The sequence below is a fragment of the Streptomyces litmocidini genome, from assembly GCF_014649755.1.
Taxonomy (GTDB): Bacteria; Actinomycetota; Actinomycetes; order Streptomycetales; family Streptomycetaceae; genus Streptomyces; species Streptomyces litmocidini.
On sequence record NZ_BMTQ01000010.1, the window covers coordinates 114,852 to 136,661 of the forward strand.

General features: G+C 76.4%; 17 protein-coding genes. 8 read left to right on the plus strand and 9 right to left on the minus strand.

Annotated elements, in window-relative coordinates; genetic code table 11:
* The first annotated feature begins 200 nt into the window (after positions 1–200).
* On the plus strand, positions 201–1,124 hold the full coding sequence (locus tag IE180_RS21830; RefSeq protein ID WP_190158609.1) for a sirohydrochlorin chelatase: 924 nt from the start codon (positions 201–203) through the stop codon (positions 1,122–1,124).
* 149 nt (positions 1,125–1,273) lie between these two features.
* Here IE180_RS21830 and IE180_RS21835 read toward each other — a convergent pair whose 3' ends face one another.
* From IE180_RS21835 to IE180_RS21845, 3 genes are all read right to left on the minus strand, one after another.
* Entirely contained in the window at positions 1,274–2,329 is a 1,056-nt protein-coding gene (locus IE180_RS21835) for a lactonase family protein (protein WP_190158610.1), read from the minus strand.
* A gap of 260 nt (positions 2,330–2,589) precedes the next feature.
* Positions 2,590–4,083 (minus strand): FUSC family protein, encoded by a 1,494-nt coding sequence (locus IE180_RS21840; protein ID WP_190158768.1) that lies wholly within the window; start codon positions 4,081–4,083, stop codon positions 2,590–2,592.
* 454 nt (positions 4,084–4,537) lie between these two features.
* A complete protein-coding gene (locus tag IE180_RS21845; RefSeq protein ID WP_190158611.1) occupies positions 4,538–6,700 on the minus strand; it encodes a SpoIIE family protein phosphatase in 2,163 nt (720 codons plus the stop codon).
* Positions 6,701–7,142: 442 nt separating this feature from the next.
* Here IE180_RS21845 and IE180_RS21850 point away from each other — a divergent pair, with 442 nt between their 5' ends.
* The 3 genes from IE180_RS21850 (at position 7,143) to IE180_RS21860 (ending at position 8,901) form a co-directional block, all read left to right on the plus strand.
* On the plus strand, positions 7,143–7,622 hold the full coding sequence (locus tag IE180_RS21850) for an Lrp/AsnC family transcriptional regulator (protein WP_190158612.1): 480 nt from the start codon (positions 7,143–7,145) through the stop codon (positions 7,620–7,622).
* A 145-nt stretch (positions 7,623–7,767) separates the two neighbouring features.
* Positions 7,768–8,163, plus strand: coding sequence for a TOBE domain-containing protein (locus tag IE180_RS21855; protein WP_190158613.1), 396 nt, complete (start codon positions 7,768–7,770; stop codon positions 8,161–8,163).
* Positions 8,164–8,283: 120 nt separating this feature from the next.
* Entirely contained in the window at positions 8,284–8,901 is a 618-nt protein-coding gene (locus tag IE180_RS21860) for a DinB family protein (RefSeq protein WP_190158614.1), read from the plus strand.
* A gap of 35 nt (positions 8,902–8,936) precedes the next feature.
* Here the strand turns inward: IE180_RS21860 and IE180_RS21865 are convergent, their stop codons facing one another.
* Complete coding sequence (locus IE180_RS21865; protein ID WP_190158615.1) at positions 8,937–10,997, minus strand: SpoIIE family protein phosphatase; 2,061 nt, start codon at positions 10,995–10,997, stop codon at positions 8,937–8,939.
* A 422-nt stretch (positions 10,998–11,419) separates the two neighbouring features.
* Between IE180_RS21865 and IE180_RS21870 the strand changes: the two genes are divergently transcribed.
* Both IE180_RS21870 and IE180_RS21875 read left to right on the plus strand, forming a co-directional pair.
* Positions 11,420–13,084, plus strand: a complete 1,665-nt coding sequence (locus IE180_RS21870; RefSeq protein ID WP_190158616.1) for a hypothetical protein — start codon at positions 11,420–11,422, stop codon at positions 13,082–13,084.
* A 53-nt stretch (positions 13,085–13,137) separates the two neighbouring features.
* A complete protein-coding gene (locus IE180_RS21875) occupies positions 13,138–14,880 on the plus strand; it encodes a serine/threonine-protein kinase (RefSeq protein ID WP_229860757.1) in 1,743 nt (580 codons plus the stop codon).
* Here IE180_RS21875 and IE180_RS21880 read toward each other — a convergent pair.
* Positions 14,862–17,864, minus strand: coding sequence for a helix-turn-helix transcriptional regulator (locus IE180_RS21880; protein WP_190158618.1), 3,003 nt, complete (start codon positions 17,862–17,864; stop codon positions 14,862–14,864). The two genes, IE180_RS21875 and IE180_RS21880, sit on opposite strands and share 19 nt — an antisense overlap.
* Positions 17,865–18,251: 387 nt before the next feature.
* Positions 18,252–18,737 (minus strand): DUF2000 domain-containing protein, encoded by a 486-nt coding sequence (locus IE180_RS21885; protein ID WP_190158619.1) that lies wholly within the window; start codon positions 18,735–18,737, stop codon positions 18,252–18,254.
* Here IE180_RS21885 and IE180_RS21890 point away from each other — a divergent pair.
* Together IE180_RS21890 and IE180_RS21895 are read left to right on the plus strand one after the other, a co-directional pair.
* The gene (locus tag IE180_RS21890; RefSeq protein WP_229860735.1) at positions 18,736–19,563 is read left to right on the plus strand and encodes a helix-turn-helix transcriptional regulator; all 828 of its coding nucleotides are present in this window, start codon (positions 18,736–18,738) and stop codon (positions 19,561–19,563) included. The genes IE180_RS21885 and IE180_RS21890 overlap by 2 nt on opposite strands.
* A gap of 67 nt (positions 19,564–19,630) precedes the next feature.
* Complete coding sequence (locus IE180_RS21895; protein WP_190158621.1) at positions 19,631–20,161, plus strand: carboxymuconolactone decarboxylase family protein; 531 nt, start codon at positions 19,631–19,633, stop codon at positions 20,159–20,161.
* 23 nt (positions 20,162–20,184) lie between these two features.
* Here the strand turns inward: IE180_RS21895 and IE180_RS21900 are convergent, their stop codons facing one another.
* From IE180_RS21900 to IE180_RS36630, 3 genes are all read right to left on the minus strand, one after another.
* Complete coding sequence (locus IE180_RS21900) at positions 20,185–20,772, minus strand: isochorismatase family protein (RefSeq protein WP_308434432.1); 588 nt, start codon at positions 20,770–20,772, stop codon at positions 20,185–20,187.
* Positions 20,773–20,853: 81 nt separating this feature from the next.
* Positions 20,854–21,009, minus strand: coding sequence for a hypothetical protein (locus tag IE180_RS21905; RefSeq protein WP_190158622.1), 156 nt, complete (start codon positions 21,007–21,009; stop codon positions 20,854–20,856).
* Positions 21,010–21,122: 113 nt separating this feature from the next.
* Positions 21,123–21,647 carry an STAS domain-containing protein gene (locus IE180_RS36630; protein WP_229860737.1) on the minus strand — a complete coding sequence of 175 codons (525 nt, stop codon included), beginning with the start codon at positions 21,645–21,647 and terminating at the stop codon, positions 21,123–21,125.
* Between the last annotated feature and the right edge of the window lie 163 nt (positions 21,648–21,810).

The following is a 21,810-nucleotide window of genomic DNA, read 5'->3' on the forward strand; positions in this document are numbered from 1 at the left end:
CCCAGGTGGAACGGGGTGCGCGGAAACGGGAGAAGGCACGGACCGGGCGGCGGAGAGGAGGAAGCGGAACCTGATCCGGGGCGGACGCGAAAGGGGGGCGGAACGGAAGCCGGGGCCGAGAGCGGACATAGGGGGACGGAAGGCGCGTGACCGCACCTCAGCCAACGGCGCGGCAGGCGAAACCAGTAGCATGCGGCGCCATGAGCTCCCCCACTGGGCCTGCTTCCGGCCTGCCTGTACGAATGCCTCGACCCCGCCAGTCCGGGCGGCACCGTCGCCCCGAACCCGCGGCGGCGCCCGAGGGCGCTCCCGCACTGGTCCTCGCCGTGCCCGGCGCGCCGTCCGACGCCATACGCGCGTTGGCCGAGGAGGTCGTGAGCATCGCCCGCTCCGAGCTGCCCGGCCTGGAGGCCGCGATCGGTTTCCTGGAGGGCGACGACACCGAGTTCCCGTCGCTCGCGTCCGTCCTCACGGCGGCCGCCGCGCTGCGCACCGAGCGGTACGAGCTGGCCCTGGCCGCCGGCCGTGAGGCCACCGCCCCGACGGGCCCCGCCGCGGTCGTCGTCCCGCTGCTCGCGGGCCCGGACAGCGCCCAGATGCGCCAGGTGCGCCAGGCCCTGATGGACGGCGGCAACACCGCCGAGCTGACCGACGTCCTCGGCCCGCACCCGCTGCTCGCCGAGGCGCTGCACGTGCGCCTCTCCGAGGCCGGTCTGGCCCGCGCCGACCGCGCCCGGCTGTTCACGGTGGCGACGGCCGCCGACGGCATCATCCTGGCCACGGTCGGCGGCGAGGAGGCCGTGCAGGCCGCCGGGATCACCGGCATGCTGCTCGCCGCGCGCCTCGCCGTCCCGGTGATGGCCGCCGCTCTCGACCAGGAGGGTTCCATCGCCTCCGTGGCCGAGCAGCTGCGCGCCGCCGGCGCGGAGCAGCTGGCCCTCGCCCCGTACCTGATCGGCCCCGAGCTGGCCGACGGTCTCCTCGACGAGGCGTCGAAGGAGGCCGGGTGCGCCGCCGCCGAGCCGCTGGGCGCCTACCCGGCCATCGGCAAGCTGGTGCTCTCGCAGTACACGGCCGCGCTGGGCATCGCGCCCCAGCAGCCGCAGGGCGCCCCGTCGCTCTGAGGCCCGCTCCCCGAGGCCCTGAGGCCCGCTCTCCGAGGATCGCCCTCCGGGGCCCGTCCTCCGAGGCGCCCGCCCCGTGTCGTACGGAAGGGCCCGCTCCGGATTCGTCCGGCGCGGGCCCTTCGTCGTGTCCGGCGGGGTCCGGAGGTTCAGCCGAGGACGACGCAGGAGGCCGCGGGGGCCTCGATCGCGCCGGCGCGCGCCGGGATCCCGGTCTCCGGGTCGAGGGTGAACCAGGTGACGTCCCCGGAGCGCTCGTTCGCCGCGTACAGGCGCCGTCCGGAGGGGTCGAGGGTCAGGTCGCGGGGCCAGGTGCCGCCGCAGGGCACGGTGGCGACGAGCCCGGCCTCGGCGCCGCCGGCTCCGAGGGCGAGCACGGCGAGGGTGTCGGTCCCGCGCACGGCGGCCCAGAGGAAGCGGCCGTCGGGAGCGACGACCACCTCGGAGGGGTAGCGGGGCCCGGTGGTGCCCTCGGGGACGACGGGGGTCTCCCGGAGGGGTTCGAGGACGCCCCGCTCCGCGTCCCAGCGGCAGATCGTGAGGGTGGGCTCCAGCTCGTTCAGGACGTACGCGTGCGTGCCGGCCGGATGGAAGGCGAGGTGGCGCGGTCCGGTGCCGGGGCGCAGCGCGGTCTCGCCGTGCAGGGCGAGCTCCCCGGTCGCGGGGTCGAGCGCGCAGATCCGTACGGAGTCGGTGCCGAGGTCCACGCTGACGACCCAGCGACCGCTGGGATCGGGGAGCACCTGGTGGGCGTGCGGGCCGCTCTGGCGGTCGGCGACGGGGCCGCTGCCCTCGTGCCGCAGGACCGCCGCGGCGGGGCGGGCGGTGCCGTCCCCGGCCAGGGGCAGGGCGGTGACGCTGCCGGAGGTGTAGTTGGCGGTGAGGAGGTGTCCGGCGGCGAGCGCCAGATGGGTGGGGCCCGCGCCGCCGACGGGGACGGGAGCGCCGAGCGGCCGGGGCGCGGGGCCGGTGACGTCGAAGGCGGCGACGGCACCGGCCCCGGTCTCGGACACGGCGTGGAGCACGGGCCCGGCGAGGGCGAGGAAGGAGGGGTCGGCGACGGCGTCGCTGCCGCCGGTGACGGTCAGCGCGCCGGTCTCCTCGTCCACGTCGGCGACGAGGACGCCGCGGCCGCCCGCCGTGGTGAAGGAGCCGATGTACGCCCGTACCCCGCTCCGGCCTCGGACCGTCCCTGTGCCGCCCACGGCGCCTCCCCTGTCCCCGGGCCGGTCGCGGTCGACCGGCCGTCGTCTCGTCGGCCCGACGGTAGCAGTCGGTCTAGACCAAAGGGAGGAGCTCGGGCCTCGCGACTCGGAGACGACGGGGGCCCGGAGACGACGGGGGCGGAAGCGACGGGGGGCCGGAAGCGACGGGCGCTCGGGATCCGGAAACGGAAGACGACGGGGACCTGGCGCTCGGGGCCCGGGCCCCGGAAAGCGACGGGAAGCGACGGGAAGCCGGGGCTTCAGGAACGGAGGATCCACGCCCCGGGCGGAGTCCGCAGCGGAGCGTCCAGCTCCGTGAGCACGCGAGCGAGTCCGCTCGCGTGGGCGAGAGCCGGCGCGCCCGCGTGGGCATGGCCCTCGATCCGCGGGTGACCGTCCGGCTCCGCCGCGGCCCCTCCGCGGGAGGTGAGGGCTTCCACGGCGGCTTCGACCCGCCAGCAGGCGGCGGCCAGGCGGGCGTCGTGACCGGCGTCCGGGTCGGCGGCGACGGCGACCAGTCCCCGCACCTCCCCGGCCGCTTCGTCGAGAAGCGCGAGGACGCGGCGCGCTCGCTGCTTCCTCCCCCTGAACGGGGTCAACGGATGCACCAACGGAGCCAGCGAGAGCCGCACGCGCCCGAGAAGGGCCTCCAGCTCGGCGGCGTGCGGCGTCGGGTCGGCGGCTTCCTCGCCGGCCAGACGGCGGACCGACGCCGAGGTGGCGGACCGGACGCAGAGGAGCGCTCGCTGGATCCACGCGTCGTTCGTCGTGTGCGTCCGGACGGGAAGGACCAGCGTCACGGCGAGGCCCGCGCACGCGGCCCCGACGCAGGTCTCGGTGACGCGCAGGAGGAGCAGGGCGCCGTCCAGCACCCCCAGCAGTCCGTAGAGCAGGCTGGCCATGACGGTGACCGCCAGGATCATCCAGCTGTACGAGACGGGGGCGGCGTAGAAGATCCCGAACACGCACAGGGCGACCAGCAGGGCGGTGGCGACGGGCGCGCCCCCCAGCGGGACGGCGACCAGGAATCCGGCGGCGATGCCGGTGACGGTGCCGAGGACGCGACGGAAGCCCCGGACGAGCGTCTCGCCCCGCGAGGCCGTGTTGACGAAGATCCACCAGACGGTGCCGACGGCCCAGTACCAGCGCTCCTCCGAGAGGAACTGCCCGATGACGAGGGCCGCCCCCGAGGCGACGGAGACCTGGACGGCCTGACGGGTGGTGGCCCGGGCGAGCCCCGTTCCGGGCAGGGGGGCGGGGACGGCCGGCGGCGGGACCCGACGCTCGACGGGCCAGAGCACGAAGCGCACGGCCGCGGCCGCACCCAGGGCGATGCCGGTGGCCGCGTACAGCTCGGGGAGCTGGGCGGGCAGGGCGTGCAGGAACTGGGTCACGAAGAACTGCATGAAGGCGAAGATCCCGAGCGCGTGTCCGCGCGGTCCCCAGCGGCGCGCGTAGACGCCCGCGAAGATCACGACCAGCCAGACCGCGTCGCGCAGGAGCGGCACGCCGTGCAGGAGGGTCGCGAGGGCCAGCACGGGGAAGCCGACCGTCGGCAGCAGGGCGGTGGTGACGGCCTGACGGCGCACCGAGGGATCGGCGACCGTGAAGAGGGCGAGCAGCGCGGCGAGGCCGGCGGTGACGGACGCGACGAGGGACAGGCCGGACGACTCGGCCAGGGCGACCGCGAGCGCGACGCCGAGGACGGCGCGGAGCGAGACCCGGAGCCGGACGAGCCCCGGATCCGGGGCCATGAAGTACTTCTGCACGGCGGCCAATTCCGCCCCCCTTGATCTGTCCCTCACCGCGCGCGAGGCTCCCCTGGGGTGGTGGGGGCCCGGGCACGACGAAAGCACCGCCGGCCGGTCCGGCCTCGTCGCCGGACGGCGCTGCGGCGCCGAAGATGTGTGATGGCTACAAGGATAGACGGAGAGGGGTGCATCGGCTCAACCGAGAGCCGAAAGGGTGGGCCATCGGCCCATCGATGCGGTGGGGCGGGTGACCGTGCGCGGCCATTGGCCCACACCGTCGGGCCGACCGTCCACGGCCACGGGGGGGAGCCCCCTTCGTCCACGCGTCACCCCGGACGTCGCCGCGTCCGGTGCCGCCGAGGTCCCGAGGACCTGGCGGTCGGCCGCCGCACGGCGGACCGCCTCTTTGGTGGCGCCTTTCGGATCGTGCCGGGCCCGGGGCCCGGTCCGGCGGGCCCTAGACGCCGTCCCCGCCCAGTTCGGCCCAGACGGTCTTGCCGACGTCGGTGTACCGCACGCCCCAGTTGTCCGCGAGGGAGGCGCAGATCAGGAGCCCCCGGCCGCCCTCGTCGACGGCTTTGGCGTGACGGAGGTGGGGCGCGGCCTGGCCGGCGTCGCTCACCTCGCAGGTCAGGGACGGGCCGTCGGCGATCAGGCGGAGGACGATCGGGGCCGCGCCGTGGCGGAGGGCGTTGGTGACGAGTTCGCTGGCGACGAGCGCCACCGCGAACGGGTCGGCGGGGTGCTTCCACCGCCCGAGCTGTTCCTCGGCGCGGGCCCGCGCCGTCCCCACGGCGGACAGGTCGTGGGGGATCTCCCATTGGGCGAGCTCGTCCGGCGGCAGGTGGCGGGTGCGGGCGACGAGCAGGACCCGGTCGGGGGCGAGGAGCCGTTCCACGTCGTCGGCCATCGCCTCCGGGTCGCGTTCCGGGTGGGCGAAGGCGGCCATGAGGTCCTCCGTCCGGGGCTCCTCGCCGTCGGACGCCAGACAGAGGGTGCTGCCCTCGGGCAGGTGGAGCGTCGCGCAGGCGAACGGCGGACCCTCGCCGCCCAGCAGGGGCCCGTCGTCGAGCGGCCGGGTGTCCACCGTCCCGTCGGGGTGGACGACGACGAACAGGGAGGCGCCGGCGCGCGCGACGTCGAGCCGCCCGTCGACGGGGTCGTGGACGGCGATCGTGCAGCCGGCGGTGGGGTGGGCGTCGGGGGGCGGCGCGTCGGGCGCGCCGGCGGGGGACGCCTCCCCCTCCCCGGCGGGGCCTTCCACCGCGGGGCCCTCCACCGCGGGGCCTTCCACCGCGGGGCCCTCCACCGCGGGGCCTTCCGCCGGGAGGCCCTCGACGGTGGAGCCCTCCGCGGCGAGGCCCTCCGCCGCGAACCGGAGGGTGGTCGCGTGGAGGCGGGCGAGCAGTTCGTGCGGGTCGAGGTCGAGCGTGGTCAGGCTGTGGACGGCGGTGCGCAGCCGGCTCATGGTCGCGACGGCCCCGGCCCCCGAGGACTCCACCTGTCCCACGACGAGGGCGACGCGCGCACCCGGCAGGGGGATCACGTCGCACCAGGAACCGGCGCCGCTGCCACCGGGCCGGTGGCGGCCGGCCACGTCGACGGCGCTCTGGGTGGCCTCCTCCTTGGGCGGCGGCCAGCTCTGCAGGGCGGTCATGACGATGTGCTCGCGGGTGTACCGGAGCGCGTTCTCCAGGCAGCCGGCGGTACGGGACGCGAGGGCGTCGGCGAGGGCGCGGTCCTCGGGTCCGTACGGCTCCCCGCCGACGAGGCGCTGGAAGGCGACCGCTCCGAAGATCTGCCCGCGCAGGGTCAGCGGCACCACGAGACGCGCCGCCCCCTCGTCGCTCGTCGCCGCCGGAGGGAGGGGACGGGCGGGCGTCGGCTCCCCGTCCCCGAAGAGGCCCGGCAGCAGCACGGCACCGGCCGGCGGGCACTCCGGTCCGGTCCCCGTGCCGCCGGTGGCGGTGCAGCGCAGCAGCGGGACCGTGTCCCGGGACTGGAGGGCCGGGTCCTGCCCCCGCAGGACGGCGTCGGTGAGGGCGACCACGACGGAGTCGGCGAACGCCGGCACGGTCACGTCGACGAGCTCCCGTGCGGTGCGCTCCACGTCGAGGCCGGTGCCGATCCGCTCGTGCGCCTCGTGCAGGAGCCGCAGGCGGGCGTGGGCCCGTTCGCGGTCGGTGACGTCGGTGCTGGTCACGACCACGCCGAGGACCCGGCCCGTGTCGTCCTGGAGGCGGTGGGCGGAGGCCGAGTAGACGCGTTCGGCGTGTTCGGCGCCGGGCGGGCGGCCGATGACGCGCCGCTCGGTCGTGGAACGGCCCGTCGCGAGGACCTCGCGCAGGGCGGCCTCGTCGACGTGCACGCCGGCGAACGAGGCGTACGCCTCGACGGCGGGCATGCCGAGCATGCGGTCGGCGGGGATGCCGTGGACTCCGGCGGCGACGGCGTTCACCCGGACGACGCGCAGGTCCGTGTCGAGTACGTGGACTCCGATGTCGGACTGGGTGAACACCGCGTCCAGGACGGCGTCGCCCCACGCGGTCTCCGCGTTCCAGGGGTCGGCCGCCCCGGGCGGGGACGTGCCCGCCGGATCCTGCCCGCCGTCCGTGTCCACTCGTCGTCGCTCCCGCCGGAAGTGCCCGGCCGCGCCTCAGCCGGTTCCGACGAGCCTCTCCCAGATCGCGCCGCCTCGCGAACCGAACCGGAGGGCACCGGCGCCTTCCGCCCCGCTCCGGAACGGTGCGGGGCACGCCGGGTCCGCGGACGGTGGGGCACGCCGGGTCCGCGGACGGTGGGGCGCGCCCCGGAGGTCCGCGCGGTCGGCCTGCGGGGAGGCCCGGGCTCGTACGACCCGGGCCGGGCGCCCGGCCGGGGGAGCGCGCCGGGATCGGAGGACGACGGTTTCGGGCGCGTCCTTCGTCTCCGTCGCTTCGGCCGACCGGGGGACCTCCCCGCAGAGGGGTACGTACTCCTGCCGGGGCACGGGCGCGGCACCTCCCGAGGGCGTGGGTACAGTCGGACATCGGACGGACCGGGGCGGAGGAGGCCGACGGGGCATGGCGGTGGACGCACTCGACACGCGGATCCTGCGGCTGCTCATCGAGCAGCCGAGGACCAGCGTGCGCGAGTACGCACGGATCCTGGGGGTGGCTCGGGGCACCGTGCAGGCGAGGATCGACCGCCTGGAGCGGGACGGGGTGATCACGGCGACCGGGCCGGTCCTCTCCCCCGCCGCGCTGGGGCACCCGGTGCTCGCCTTCGTGCACGTCGAGGTGACGCAGGGTCACCTCGACGAGGTCGGCGACGCGCTCGCGGGCGTGCCGGAGATCGTGGAGGCCTTCTCCATCACCGGCGGCGGTGATCTCCTGACCCGGGTGGTGGCACGGGACGCCGGGCACCTGGAGGACGTCATCCAGCGGCTGATCCGGCTGCCCGGGGTGGTCCGCACCCGTACCGAGATCGCGTTGCGGGAGCGGGTGGCGCACCGGCTGCTGCCGCTGGTCGAGGCGGTCGGACGGCGGTCGGGCACGGCCTGAGCCGCTGGTCGAGGCGGTCGGACGGCGGCCGGGCACGGCCTGAGCCCCGCTCCGTCCGGTCGGCCCGCCCCGTGGTCCGGCGACCGTCGTCGTGCGGCCTTCCGCGCCTTGCAGGGGGGATTCCGTACGGCCTAGCGTGACCGGCATGCAGTCCTACACCATCGGGCAGGCGGCGCGCCTGCTGGGCGTCAGCCCCGACACGGCACGCCGCTGGGCCGACGCGGGCCGGGTCGCGACCCACCGCGACGAGAACGGCCGGCGGCTCATCGACGGCCGCGATCTGGCCGCCTTCTCCGTCGAGGTCGGGCAGGGCGCCGGCGGCGACGGGGAGGAACCGTACACCTCGGCCCGCAACGCCTTCCCCGGGATCGTGACCGCCGTCAAACTCGGCGACGTCGCCGCCCAGGTCGAGATCCAGGCCGGTCCGCACCGGATCGTCTCGCTGCTCACCCGCGAGGCGGTGGAGGAGCTGGGCCTGGAGGTCGGCGTGCGGGCCACCGCCCGCGTGAAGTCGACCAGCGTGCACATCGACCGGTCCTGAACCCGACGGCCCACCCCCACGGGGGGTCCAGGGCCGTCCGGAACCCCTTGTTCGCGGGCGCCGGGCGGGCTCCCGTGGCAGGGTACGACGGTCCCGTCCCCGTGCGATCCGGAGCGTCCCGTGCCCCTGCCCGAGCGACTCGTCCCCCTCCTCGACCAGTTCGACTTCGCCCGGCGGCGGCTCGTCGACCGGCTGACGGGACCGGTGATGGACAGCGGAAACGGGACGGACGTCGAAGTCGGTCCGATCACCGACGCGGAGTACCTCTGGGAGCCGGTGCCCGACTGCTGGTCCGTCCGGCGGCACGCCGACGGCCCGGGGCCGCGCGCGACCGTCCTGGTGGGCGCCGGCGCGTGGGGCCGGGACACGACGCCCCCGCCGCACCCCGCGCCGCCGCCGTTCACGACGATCGCCTGGCGGCTGAGCCACCTCTCCGAGATGCTCGCGCTCCGCGCCGACCACACGCACGGCAGCCGCCGCCTGACCCGTGACGACTTCCCCGTCTGCGGGGACGTCGCCACCGCCCTGCCGGCCTTCGACGCCGCCGCGACCGCGTGGCGCGAGGCGCTGCTGTCCGTCGACGACGAGGCGCTCGACACGGTGGGCCACTGCACCTACCCGCACGGCAGCGATCCGGAGGACCCCTTCCTGGAGATCGTCTGGTGGATGAACCAGGAACTCCTGCACCACGGGGCCGAGATCGCCCTCCTCCGCGACCTGTACCGGCTGCGCGCGTAGGGCTCGTCCGGCGGGTCGGGGCCGGCCGGCCGGGTTCAGCGGGTGGTGCGGGCGAGGAGCATCGCCACGTCGTCCTGGGCGGGGCCCGCCAGGAGCCGCCTGAGGACGTCGTCGCACAGCGTGTCCAGCGGCCGGTCCAGGGGGCGCAGCGCCTCGGCGAGCTGCCGCATGCCCTGGTCGAGGTCGCGGTCGCGGGCCTCGATGAGACCGTCCGTGTAGAGGACGAGGAGTCCGCCCCCGGGCAGGGCGACCTCCTCCGTACCGAAGTCGTGCGCTCCGGTGCCCAGCGGGGTCCCGGGCGGTCCGTCGAGAAAGGTGACGGTGCCGTCCGAGGTGGCGACGGCCGGCGGCGGATGGCCGGCGCGGGCGATGACCCAGCCGCCGGTGGCCGGGTCGTGGACCGCGTAGACGCAGGTCGCCATCTCGTCCTCGCCGAGATCGGCCACGACCGCGTCCAGGGACCTGAGCATGCGGGCCGGTGCGATGTCGTGACGGGCCAGGGTCCTCACGGCGGTGCGCAGTTGACCCATGACGGCGGCGGCGTGGATGCCGTGGCCCATGACGTCGCCGATGACGAGGCCCGTCCGGCCGCCGGGCAGCGCGATGACGTCGAACCAGTCGCCGCCGACGTCGTGGGAGCTGGCGGGGAGGTAGCGGCCGGTGAGTTCCAGGCCGGTGACGGCGGGAAGCTCGTTGTTGGTGAGGCTGCGCTGCAGGGTGAGGGCGGCCTCCCGCTGGGTGGTGTAGAGGCGGGCGTTGTCGATGTTGAGGGCGGCCCGGGCGACGACCTCGTCGATGAGGACCCGGTCCTGCGCGTCGAAGGGCTCACGGGTCTTCAGCCGGGTCACCGTGACCGCCCCGAGCACCTGCCCCCGGGCCACCAGGGGGACCAGCCGGGCCGAGCCGATGCGGGTGGCGAGGTACGTCTGGAGCGCTTCGGTGCGCGGATCGGTGAAGAGCTCCGGGATGTCGGTCGTGCAGAGGTTCGTGGGCAGTCCGCGGTCGATGACCTGCTCGTACACGGTGTCGAGGGGGATCTGGAAGGTCTGGCCCGGGGTGAGCAGGGCCGTGGGCGCGGTCGGGTCGGGGAAGCGGGCCGCGAGCCTGCGCAGCACGCCCCGGTTGGACTCGGCGGGATCGTCGGGTTCGAGGACGGACTCCAGCATCTGCACGTCGGCCGAGTCGGCGAGTTGGGGCACGAGGAAGTCGACGACCTCCCCGGCGGTCTGCTTCAGGTCCAGGGTGGTGCCGATCCGGGCGCCGGCCTCGGCGAGCAGGGCGAAGCGCCGACGGGCGCGCTCGACCTCGATGTGCGCCTCCTGGCTCTCGGTGATGTCGACGAGGGAGGCGATGAGCCCGAGCGGCCGGGATTCGGTGCGGTCGACGAGCGGGGCGTACGAGCAGGACCAGATGTGGTCCCGGTCGGGGTCGGCGGGGGTACGGCCGACCCGGCGGGCGTCCACCACGGCCCTGCCGCTCTCCAGTGCCTGGCGCATGAGCGATTCGAGCCCGGCGGCGTTGACGCCGGGCACGACCTCGGTGAGCCGGCGGCCCACGTGCCGGGCGGCCGACACGCCGTTCATCCGCGCCAGGGCGTCGTTGACGCGCAGGAAGCGCAGGTCGGGGCCGAGGAGGGCGAGCCCTATGGGCGACTGGGTGAAGAGGCTCTCCATCGCCGCCAGGTTCTCCCGCATCCGCAGGACCTCGGAGGTCTCCACCGCGATGAGCATCGCCCCCGGGCGTCCCTCGGGGTCGGCGGCCGGGACGATCCACATCTCCATGGCGACCGTGTGGCCGTCGCGGTGCCGGACGGGCAGCGTGCCGACCATGGTCTCGCCCGACTGGACGCGGTGGGTGAGCCGGTCGGCGAGCTCACGGTTGGCGTCGGGGACGAGGAGCGGGGTGGCGAGCCTTCCGAGGACGTGCTCCGGCCGGTGGCCGAGGAGGTCCTGCGCGGCGAGCGACCACTCGACGATGCGGCCCTCGGCGTCCTCCCGCCAGAGGGCGATCGGCAGCAGTTCGCGGAGCACGCCCGCGTCCCCGACGGCCGCACGGGGCGGCTGCGGGACCCTGCTCGACGACTGATGAGTCTCCACGCCTCGACCTACGCATCGGCCCGGCCCCGGGGGGCGCAATCCCTACCGAATCACCCTAGCCGAGGAGGCGGGGGCGGGCGCTCCGCAGTGCGGCCGATCGGTAGGGCCGTTGTGCTCGTCCGGGCCGGTGGGGGCGGCGCGGGGGCGGGTGGGGTACTGGGTGGGGGCGCCGCGGGGCGGGGGTGGGGGGTGGGGGCGGGGTGCCGAGGGGAGGGACGGCGGGGTCGGCGCGGGGTTCCGTAGTTCTACGGATGTGCGGGGCGGGGCGGGGATGCGAGAGTCGGTCCGACCTGTGTGGACGGGCGTGCCTCCGCGCCCCCTCGTCTCGGCTCACTTCCCTTCGTCTTCGGGATCCCCTGTTCGTATCCGACGTCCTGGCCATGAACGTCGGCTCCCCCATCCAGTCCCCCGGAGCAGCCCGCATGAGCAGCCGCTCGCCCGAGGAGTTCCGTCTCGGCGCGTCGCCGTACGACCGGGGGCCCGGCCGCGGCAAGGAGCCGGAGGACGCGTACGAGCTGCTGCGCCGGGCCCGGCGGCTCACCGCCGAGGGGCATCCCTCGGCCGGCGGCGCCTGGGAACGGGCGGCGCCGGCCCTGTGGCGCGTCGGCGGCTCCCTCACGCCCGGTGACCACGCCGACGCCCTGGACGCGACCGCGTTCGCCTGCCGGGGCCGCGCCCGGCAGGCGGCGGCCCCGCTCTTCTCCCGCGCCGCCGACCTGCACGAACGGTCCGGGCAGCACGGCAAGGCGCTGGTCTCGCGCGCGCGGGCGCTGCTCGGTGCCCCGGAGCCGGGGGCGACGGTCTGCGCCGGTCTCGGGGAGCTGGGCAAGCGGGCGACCGCCCTGCACGCCGTCGGGCGGGCCACCGCCGCCGAGACCGCGACGGTGCTCCTGCTGCGCTGCCGGGCCCGCGCGGACCTCCTCGACACGGGACCCGACCCGGTCGCCGAGGCCGCCGCGCTGCGCGCGGATCTCGCGCGGCTCGTCTCCTTCGTCGCACCGCACCGGACGAGCCCGGCCGCCCTCGGCGTGCTCGCCGAGGCCCGTACGCTGCTCGGCCGCGTCACCGCGCCCGACGACCCGGCCGCCGCCCTCGTCCACCTGCGGACCGCGATGGCGGACCACCGCGCCGGGGGCCGACCGTGGCCGGCCGCCGAGGGCGTGCTCCTCCTCACCGGCCTGCTCCGTGCCACCGGCGCCCGTCAGGAGGCGGCCGCGCTCCTCCGTGCCGCTCTCGGCACGACGGCCTCCAGGGGGTGCCGTGCCGACCGGGCGCGGCTCTGTCTCGCCCTCGCGCGCACACCCGCCGGAGCCCCCGGCCGCCCGGCCGGGGACGAAGAGGTCTCCCTCCTCGGCGAGGCCGTCCGGCATGCCGACTCGGTGGCCGGGGACGGGCGGCTGAGCGTCCTCGCCCGCCTCGCGCTCGGCATCGCGCGGGCCGAGCGCGGCCGGTGGCGACAGGCCTCCGCCCTCCTGAGGGAGGTCCTGTCCGGCCTCGCCGAGGCCGAGGCCGGCGACGGAGACTGCTACGGCTACGGCTACGGCCATGAGGCGGCGCGCGTACGGGCCGGGGCCTGGCTCGCGTTCTGTGCGCTGGGCCTCGGCGAACCCGGCCGCGCGGCCCGGGAGTTCGCGCGCGTGGCGGCGGAGGCCCGCAGGTGGGACGACCTGCGCCACGGCGCGGCCCTGAGCGAGCTCACGGCGCGTGCGCTCGGCGCGGCGGGGTCGCCGGAGAAGGCGGCCCGTGCCCATGAGCGGGCCGCCGACCTGTGGCGGTCGGCCGGTGACCACGCCGCCGCGGCGCGCTCCCTGCGCACCCGCGCCCGGCAGGTGCGGAAGGCGTGGGGCGCGGCCGCCGCCGAGGTGGTCGAGGCGGAGGCCCGGCGGGAGGCGGGACGCGCGCGGCCGGGCGACGGCGAGGGGCCGGCCGGCCTCCGGGCGTGGCTGCGCGGGCTGCCCGAACCGTACGGGCCGCCCGGCCGCTACCAGGTGGACGTGTACGGCGAGGTGGGCGGGGCCGGAACCGGTCCCCTCGGCCCGCGGCGCCGTGAGGAGCAGGAAGTGACCCGAGTACAGGGGTGCGTGTGAACAGAGTGATCGACGGCCGTTTCGAACTGGTGGAGCGGCTGGGCGGCGGGGGGATGGGGACGGTGTGGCGCGCCCGCGACCTGGCCCTCCACCGTGACGTGGCGGTCAAGGAGGTGCGCCCGCCGGACCCCGCGATGGCGGAGCACGACGTCGAGGGCGCCCGGACCCTGCGGGCGCGCGTGCTGCGCGAGGCACGCGCCCTCGCCAGGATCGACCACCCCAACGTGGTGACGATCCATCACATCGTGGACGCGGGCGAGGGCACCTACCCGTGGCTCGTGATGGAACTGGTCACCGGCGGCTCCCTCCAGGACCGGCTCGAACGGGGCACGATGACACCGGCCGAGGCCGCCGCGCTCGGCCGCGAGCTGCTGTCCGCCCTGCGCGCCGCCCACGAGCGGGACATCGAGCACCGCGACGTGAAACCCGCCAACGTCCTTCTGCGGCCGGACGGGCGGCCGGTGCTCACCGACTTCGGCATCGCGGCGATCCGCGAGTCCACCGTCCTGACGGCCTCGGGCTCCCTCATCGGTTCGCCCGACTACATGGCGCCCGAACGGATCCGCGGCGGCACGAGCGGCCCGGCCGCCGACCTCTGGTCGCTCGCCATGCTCCTGTACGTGGCGGTGGAGGGCCGTCACCCCCTGCGCCGGGAGAACACCCTGGCCACCCTCGCCGCCGTCCTCTCCGACGACGTGCCCCCTCCCCTGCGGGCCGGTGCGCTGACCGGCGTACTGACCCGGCTGCTCGTACGGGACCCTGCCGCCCGGCCCGACGCGGACGAGCTCGACCGTGCGCTGACGGCCGTCGCGACCGCCGCCTCTGCGGAGGGCTCGGTGGCGGAGGGGCCGGTGGCGGAGGGGTCGGTGGCGGAGGGCCCGGCGGCCGGGGGGACGACGGCCTCCGCAACGGGAGGGACGACCTCGTTCCGGATCGCACCACCGAACACCGCGCCGGAGGGCGCGGTGTCGGAAGGCGCGGCGGTGGACCTCGCACCGGTGGGGGCCACGCCGGCGGCAGGCACGCCGGTGACGGTCTCCCCTGCGGACGCAGCTCCGGTGGGAACCGCTCCGGCGGGAACCCCTCCCGAGAGAACCGCCCCGGTGACGGGCGTGCCGTCCGGCGGCGGCGGACGGAGGCGGCGCGGGCCTCTCGGCCGCTTTCTGGGGGCGGCCGCCGTCGTCGTGCTCGCCGTCGGGATCCCCGTGGCCGCGATGAACGGGGAGTGGCGGCCGGCCGGCCCGGGGAGCGGGCCGAGCACCACCGCGCCCTCGCGGCAGGGCCCGGCCGCGCAGCACCCCGCCACCGCGTCGGCGTCCGCGGAGGGGACGGCCCCGGAGAAGCTCGACCTGCTGACGGCCGACGGGGTCCGGACCGCGGTGGCGGCCGTCAAGGCGGCCTCGGGCGGGGCGAAGGTCACCAGCTTCGTCGTGTACCCGGACTACGCGGTGGCCGAGTGCCTGGTCAAGGGCAGCACGAAGCGGTACGACCGGTACATGTACCGGGGCGGTGACGTGGCCGTCCGGCAGGGCCCCGGCGGCACCGCCTTCCCGGGCGCCGTCCCGGCCGACCTGGACGCGTTCTCGTGGGACGCTCTCCCGGCGCTCATGAAGCGCGCCGACAAGGAACTCGGCGTCGACGAGCCGACGAGCCGCTACCTCGTCCTCACGCCGGGTTCGACGCTCCTCGGCAGCGAGGCGGGGCTCAGCGTCTACCTGTCCGACACGTACGGCGTGGCCTATCTGACCGCCGACGCCAAGGGCCGGGTGACCGCCACCTATCCCCGCAAGGACTGATCTGTCGCCCTCTCGTCCCGGACGACCAGCGAGGCCAGTCCCGCTCGGGTCTCCACCCCCGTCTTGCGGTAGACCCGGGCGACGTGGCTCTCGACCGTGCGGGGGCTCAGACAGAGCAGGTCGGCCACGGCCCGGTTGGTGAGCCCCTCCGCCACCAGGGCCGATATCTCCCGCTCGCGCGGGGTGAGGACGGCGAGCCTGCCGCCGGTGCCGTCGCCCCGGGACGGCACCGGCCGGACGCGGTCGGCCAGGTCCACGAGCATGCGGGCGTCCGCCCCGACCGCCAGCCGGCGGCCCGCGCGCCAGGAGCCGGCGGCCTGCTCCGCGTCGCCCGAGGCCTGGAACTGCGGGGCGGCGAGGAGCAGGCCCTGGGCCTCGCGCAGAACCGCACCGGAGCGCGCGCTGTCCGCCGCCGCCTCGGTGAACGTCCGCGCGGCGGCCGCCGGTTCGCCCCGCCGGGCCAGGACCCGGCCCCAGGCGCGCCGCGCCGCCCCCCTCTGGACGGGCAGCCCGAGCGACTCCGCCTCCGCGAGGGCCCTGCGGGCGGCCCGCTCGGCCTCCGGGAGGTCCCCGGCGGCGAGGGCGGCGCCCGTGAGGACTTCGAGGTAGCCGGGGCGCAGGGAGGGCTGGAGCCGGGAGAGGTCCCGGTCGCCCCCCGCGCGCAGGAGCACCTCCCGCACCCGGTGCGGGTCCCGGTCGAGCGGGACGGTGTGGGCGAGCATGCAGCGGGCCTGGGTGGCCCACCAGCCTTCGGCGGTCCCGACGGTCGCCGCGGCCTCCTCGGCGGCGGCCGTCACCTCGGGGTCGCCGAGCGGCCGGGCGTGCAGGAGAACCGTGGCCCGGATCGCCCGGCTGAAGCCGACGAGTTCGGCGCCGCCCAGGGCGCGGGCCACCGCGAGGGCCTCCTCGGCCTGGCCGAGTGCGGTGCCGACCCGGCCCGTCAGGAGGTGGACGTACGCCGAGCAGAGCAGGAGCTGCGAGAGGGCGAAGGGGCGTCCGGCGCGGCGGGCCATCGCGACGCCCCGGGTGGCGTGCCGCTCGGCCGCCCCGTACCGCTCCAGGAAGGCCTCGCTCCAGCCGAGGCGCACCAACGACTCGGGGTGGTCGGCCAGTCGGCCGTCGGTGAAGGAGTCGGTGAGCGCCGCGGCCTCGGCGGCGTGGGCGCGGGCGGCCTCGGTCTCGCCCTCGTACGCCTCGCCGAGGGCGGTCAGCGTCAGGACCTCGGCCGTCCCCGCGTCGTCGTGGTGCCGCCGGGTCGCGTCGAGGGTCTCCGCGACCACGTGGCGGACCTCGGGGTAGCGGGCGGCGAACAGGGCGCGGCAGCCCCACTCGACGACGAGCCGGGTCCGCAGGTCCGGCCGGGGTCCGGGGGCCCGGGCCAGTTCGCGGCGGAGCAGGGCGTCCGCCTCGGGGTAGCGGCCGAGGTGTCGCTCCGTGAACGCGCAGAGCAGCACGGCCGAGGTCCGTGGCTCCGCGTCCTCCGTTCCTCCCTCGCCGCGGCCGTCGTCGATGAGGTGGTGGAGGAGGTTCCGGCTCTCCGCGACGCGTCCCGCCGAGCCCAGGGCGCCGGCCCGCTTGAGCGTCAGCTCACGCCGGGTGCCGTGGTGTTCGGGGGCGTCGGGCAGCAGGTCGAGCACGGCGCCCAGCCAGTCGGCGGCGCGCGAGGGGTCGGCCGCCGTGATCCGCTCGGCGGCCTCGACCAGTTCGGCGGCCGTGGCCGGATCCCAGACGGTCGCGGCCCGCACGAGGTGCGGGGCCCGCTCGGTCACGGGCGCTCCGGCCGCCGCGAGCGCCGCGGCGGCCCGCCGGTGCAACTCCCTGCGACGCCAGGGATCGAGTGCGCCCAGCAGCAGCTCGGACAGTGCGGGATGCCGGGGCGCGAGGACACGCCCGTCGTGCCCGGCCCGGACGAGATCCCGCCGGACGAGCTCCCGCAGCGCCGCGCCGACCCCCGCCGGCACGGACGGGCACGGCGCCCCGCCGATCCCCGCCGGGACCGGACCGGCAGCCTCCCGGTCCGCCGGACGCGGCTCTCCGTCGCTCCCCTGCCCGGCCGGCCGTCCCGCGTCCCCGCCGGGTCCCCGCCGGGGCGCCGGATGCGGGTCCGCGCCGGCGTCCTCGCGGGTGACGGCCGCGAGCAGTTCGGGAGTCGCGCGGGGGCCGAGTACCGCCGTGGCCTCCACGAGCGACCGCTCCGTCGGACCCAGCGGGGCGAGTTCGTCGAACAGGGCGGCCATCGGTCCGGGGCCGGGCGCCCCGCCCCGGTGCGTCCGGGTGAGGGCGAGTGCGCGGTGGTAGAGCGGGTTTCCGCCGCTGGCGGCGTGGAGGTCCCTCGCCTGCTCGGGCGGCAGCCCGGCGCCGGGCCCCTGGGCGCACTCCTCGGGCGTCAACGGGCCCAGCACCAGCCTCGTGAGGGTCCCCGCGTCGTCGGCGCGCGCGAGGGCGGAGGCCAGGGCGGGTGGTGTCTGGCGCTCGCGCCGGGCCAGGACGAGGAGGAGGGGCGCCCTCGGCGGGTGCCGGAGGAGGTGGTCCACGAGCGCGACGGAGGAGGCGTCCGCGCCGTGGAGGTCGTCGAGCAGGAGCACGAGCCCGGGTGCCGGGACCCGCCCCAGCGCCGCCGCGATCCGGCGCACCGGCGCCGCGTGCTCGACGAGTTCCGCGAGCCCGGCCAGGTCCGGTGCCGTAGCGTGGTCCTGGGGGTCCAGGTCGGCGAAGGCGTCCACGAAGGGCTGGTAGGGGGTGCCGTCCGCGGGGGCCGAGCCCGCCCGGCCGTGCAGGACGGTCGCGCCGCACCGCCTGGCCCGTACCGCGAACTCGGTGAGGAGGCGGGTCTTCCCGATGCCCGGCTCGCCCGTGACGTCCACGGCCGCCGGGGCCCTCCCGTCGGCCCGGGCGCGCGACAGCCCGTCGAGCCGGGCGAGTGCGCGCTCGCGTCCGGCGAAGGGCGCGCGGTCGGCGCGCCCCGGATCCGTGAAAGTGTCCACGTACAGTCCCCCTGCCCCGTACCCGCCCCTGTTCCCGTCCCTCTCGGTTCTCAGTTGTACGGCACGCCGCCGACAACGGCCTCAGCCGGTGGCGAGGGCCCCGGAGGCGCGGGGCTGTGGCGACGGCGCCGTCCCGGCCCCTGGTGGCCGGTCTCCCGAGGGCTCGACGACGGCCGCCGGCATGCTGTCGAAGCCGTTCCGGGGTGGTCTGCGGAGGGGGCGGTTCTCGCCCCAGGTGATGGTCCGGCCCGCGGCGATCAAGGTGGCGGTGGACCCGGCCGGTGGGCGGCCCCGCGCTGTGGGTGCGGGTCCCGGGCGCCGGCGCGGAGGCCCTCGCCCGGCCGGCGCGGCGCCACGGGGGCCGGTGGTCCCCGGGGCCCGTGGGGTTCAGGGGTGCATCCGGGCTCCCTTCAGCACCTTGTCGACCGCGTTGCGCGGCCCGTACACGGCGAGGCCGGCCAGATCGAGCCGTCCGGTGCCCACGGCCCGTACGGCGGCGCGGTTGTCGCGGTCGTTGCCGGTGGCGAAGAGGTCGGTCGTGAACACCGCCCGGGGCAGCGCGCGGGAGAGGGCGCGGCCGTGCGCGGTGGTCAGCGTCTCCTCGGTGCCCTCGAAGACCAGGACGGGCTGTCGGAACATCGGCAGGTACGGGGTGTCGTCGGCGTCGGCGTACGGCTCGCCGATCACCTCGGGGAGCTCCGTGCCGAGTCCGCTGACCAGGAAGGCCGTCACGTTCAGCCGCTGCCAGGTCTCCAGGTCCTCGCGCAGCAGCACGGCGATCTTGGTGTCGAAACGTACGGGCGTGTCGTCGGTCGTCGTCATGCCCCGAGACTGCCGCCGGTCCCGTCGCGCGGTCTTGTACATTCCTTGCATGGTGGTCCGTACGGCGGCCCGGCAGCAGGTCACGGCGTGGCGGCCGCACGTCCCCGGGGTCGTGGAGGTGTTCCACGCCCGCTTCACCGAGCACGCGTACCCGATGCACGTGCACGACGTGTGGACCCTGCTCATCGTCGACGACGGTGCGGTCCGCTACGACCTCGACCGGCACGAGCGCGGCACTCCCGGCGACACGGTGTCCCTGCTCCCGCCGCAGGTCCCGCACAACGGCTCGCCCGCCACCGCCGACGGCTTCCGGAAGCGGGTCCTGTACCTGGACCTGACCCAGCTGGACGAGAGCCTCATCGGTCCGGCGGTCGACGCGCCCGACCTCGTCGACCCGCTGCTGCGGCGCCGCGTCGGGCAGTTGCACACCGCGCTCGCGGAGCCGGGTGACGAGCTGGAGGCGCAGAGCCGTCTCGCCCTCATCGGCGAGCGGCTGCGCGGCCACCTGCGGCCCCGGCTCGTCACGCCCGCGCGGGGAGCCGGTCCCGGTGTGGCGCGCGACCTGCGGGAGCTCCTCGACGCACGCCTCGTCGAGGGCGTGACCCTGGACGAGGCCGCCGGACTGCTGCACGCCCACCCGGCCCATCTCGTACGGGCGTTCAGCGGCGCCTTCGGCATCGCGCCGCACCAGTACCTGACGGCCCGCCGGATCGACCGGGCCCGGCGCCTGCTGCTCGAGGGGCGGCCGCCGGTCGAGGTGGCGGCCGCGACCGGGTTCTACGACCAGTCGCACCTGAACCGCTCGTTCAAGCGGATCGTGGGCACCACTCCGGGCCGCTTCTCCCGGACGTCCGGGAGAACGCCGCCCTTCTCGTGAGCGGCCCGGGAACCTCTCACCACCCCATGGCGTTATACCCCCCAAGGGTATACAGAGGAGGGGTTCCGTGACCACGAGAAGACTGACCGCGCTCGCTCCCGAGCAGGCGCCCGGCCGCGCGCGCGAGCTGCTGACCGACATCGTCGAACGGCACGGCTCCGTCGGCGAGATGGTGTCCACGATGGCGCACTCGCCCGCGCTGCTCGACGGCTATCTCGGCCTCTCGCGCGCCATGAGGAGGGTGAAGATCCCCCGCGCCCTGAGCGAGAAGCTGTCCCTCGCCGTCCAGGAGTGGATCGGCTGCGGCACCTGCCGCGAGGCGCACCGGGAGGCCGGGCGCGCGGCGGGGCTGACCGAGACCGACGTCGAACTCGCCCGCCAGGGCACGTCGACCGATCCGCGCGAGGCCGCCCTCATCGGCCTCGCCCTGCGGGTCCTGGCCGAACCGGGTTCGCTCTCGGACGAGGACGTCGCCGGGGTGCGGGCGCACGGCTGGAGCGACCGGGTGATCGCCGAAGTGGTCGGCGTGGTCACCCTCAACCTCCTCACCGGCGCCTTCAACCTCCTCGCGGGCATCCAGCCGCGACCTGAGGACTGAGGGACGACCGGCCCGGCGTCGGCCTACGGGGCCGTCCGCCGGGGCGGCGGGGCCGAAGGGCGCCGAGGAGCCGTGAAAGCGACGCCGGCCGCCGTGACGGTGGTCTCGGCGTCGCTCCCGAGGGCGTACGCCGCGACGCGGGAGACCGTCGCGGCCGGCACGGCCCCGCCGATCCCCGGTGCCGCCGGGATGTCCTGCGTCGCGTGGGCGTCGTGCGGGACGACGACCCGGTAGCCGAGGGCCAGGGCCGTACGGGCCGTCGCCTGCACGCACATCTCCGACATCACCCCGCAGACGGCGATGGCCCGTATCCCCGCGTCGGTGAGCACGGCCTCCAACCGGGTCTCCTGGAAGCCGTCGTCGTGGGGCTTGCGGATCACGACCTCGGCCGGTCCGGGTTCCACGGGGTGGTGGAGTTCCCAGCCGGGCGTGTGCGGTTCGTCCTCGGCACCGGGCGGCCCGTCGTTCTGCAGGTGGGCGATGAACGCCCCCTCCCGCCGGGCCCGGGCGATCAGGTCGGCAGTCCGGTCGACGAGGCGGTCGGCGGCGGGCACGGCCCCGTCGCCGGTGACGAAGGCCGACTGCACGTCGACGACGACGAGGGCGTCCACGGGCCCGACCCGCCACGGGATTTCGGCCCCTCCGGAAGGCCGGGAGACCTCCGCGCGCACCACCCGGACCCGCGGGCCGCCTCACCGGTCGGGAACAGGGGGCCGCACAACCGGATCGACGACGTCCGCGTGGGGGGCCTGCTGCCGGACGGCATCCGCGGCGAGGCCGACGGGTACGCCCTCCAGGACCACCGGCTCCAGGCGGTGCGGGTCGTCCTGGAGACGTCCGTACGGCACCCGGGCGAGGCGCGGGCCGCGGAGTCGCGCCGTACGGAGGCCACGGGCCGCCGAAGCTGCGGGCCGGGCGCCGGGCGAACGCCTCTCGGCCCCCGTCCACGTGACGGGTCCCGTCACGCCGGATCGGACGGCGGCGGAGCCACCGGCCCGGTCGGAACGGGCCGAGCGACCGGACGTGGCAGACCGAGCGGGTCCGGCAGACCCTCCGGATCCGGCCGTCCGAGCGGGTCCGGCAGACCGAGCGGGTCCGGCAGACCGAGGGGGTCCGGCAGACCGACGGCGGTGTCCGCCTCGTCGAGGAAGTCCGGTGGCCCCGGCTCGGGTCGGAGGACGTCGGTCAGCGCGGTCAGCCGGATGAGCCGCAGGATCCACGGCTGGTCGCAGAGGAGTCGCCAGCGCGCACCGCGCCGGTGCACGCGCCCGGCGCAGTGGGCGAGGAGCCCCAGTCCCGTGGCGTCGCAGAAGGAGAGGCGCCGGATGTCGACGGTCAGGGCGTCGGACTCCCGGACGAGGGCATCGAGCTCGGGCCGCAGGTGCCGCACCAGGACGAGGTCGAGCTCGCCCCGGAGGGCGGCGACCGTGAGACCGCCGGTCGAGCGGACGACGAGGTACGGGTCGTGACGGGGAATCAGCTGCATCGGACGCTCCACAAGGTGGCTCCATGTGTCACGTCGAGCGTGGCCGCCCCCTCGCGGGGAGGGACGTTTCGCCTCGACCGCTGTCACCTGAATCGGTGAAGATCCGCTCCTCTTTCTCTCGTTCGGGCGCACGTGGTCCGGACGCGCGTCCGGACCACGGCGG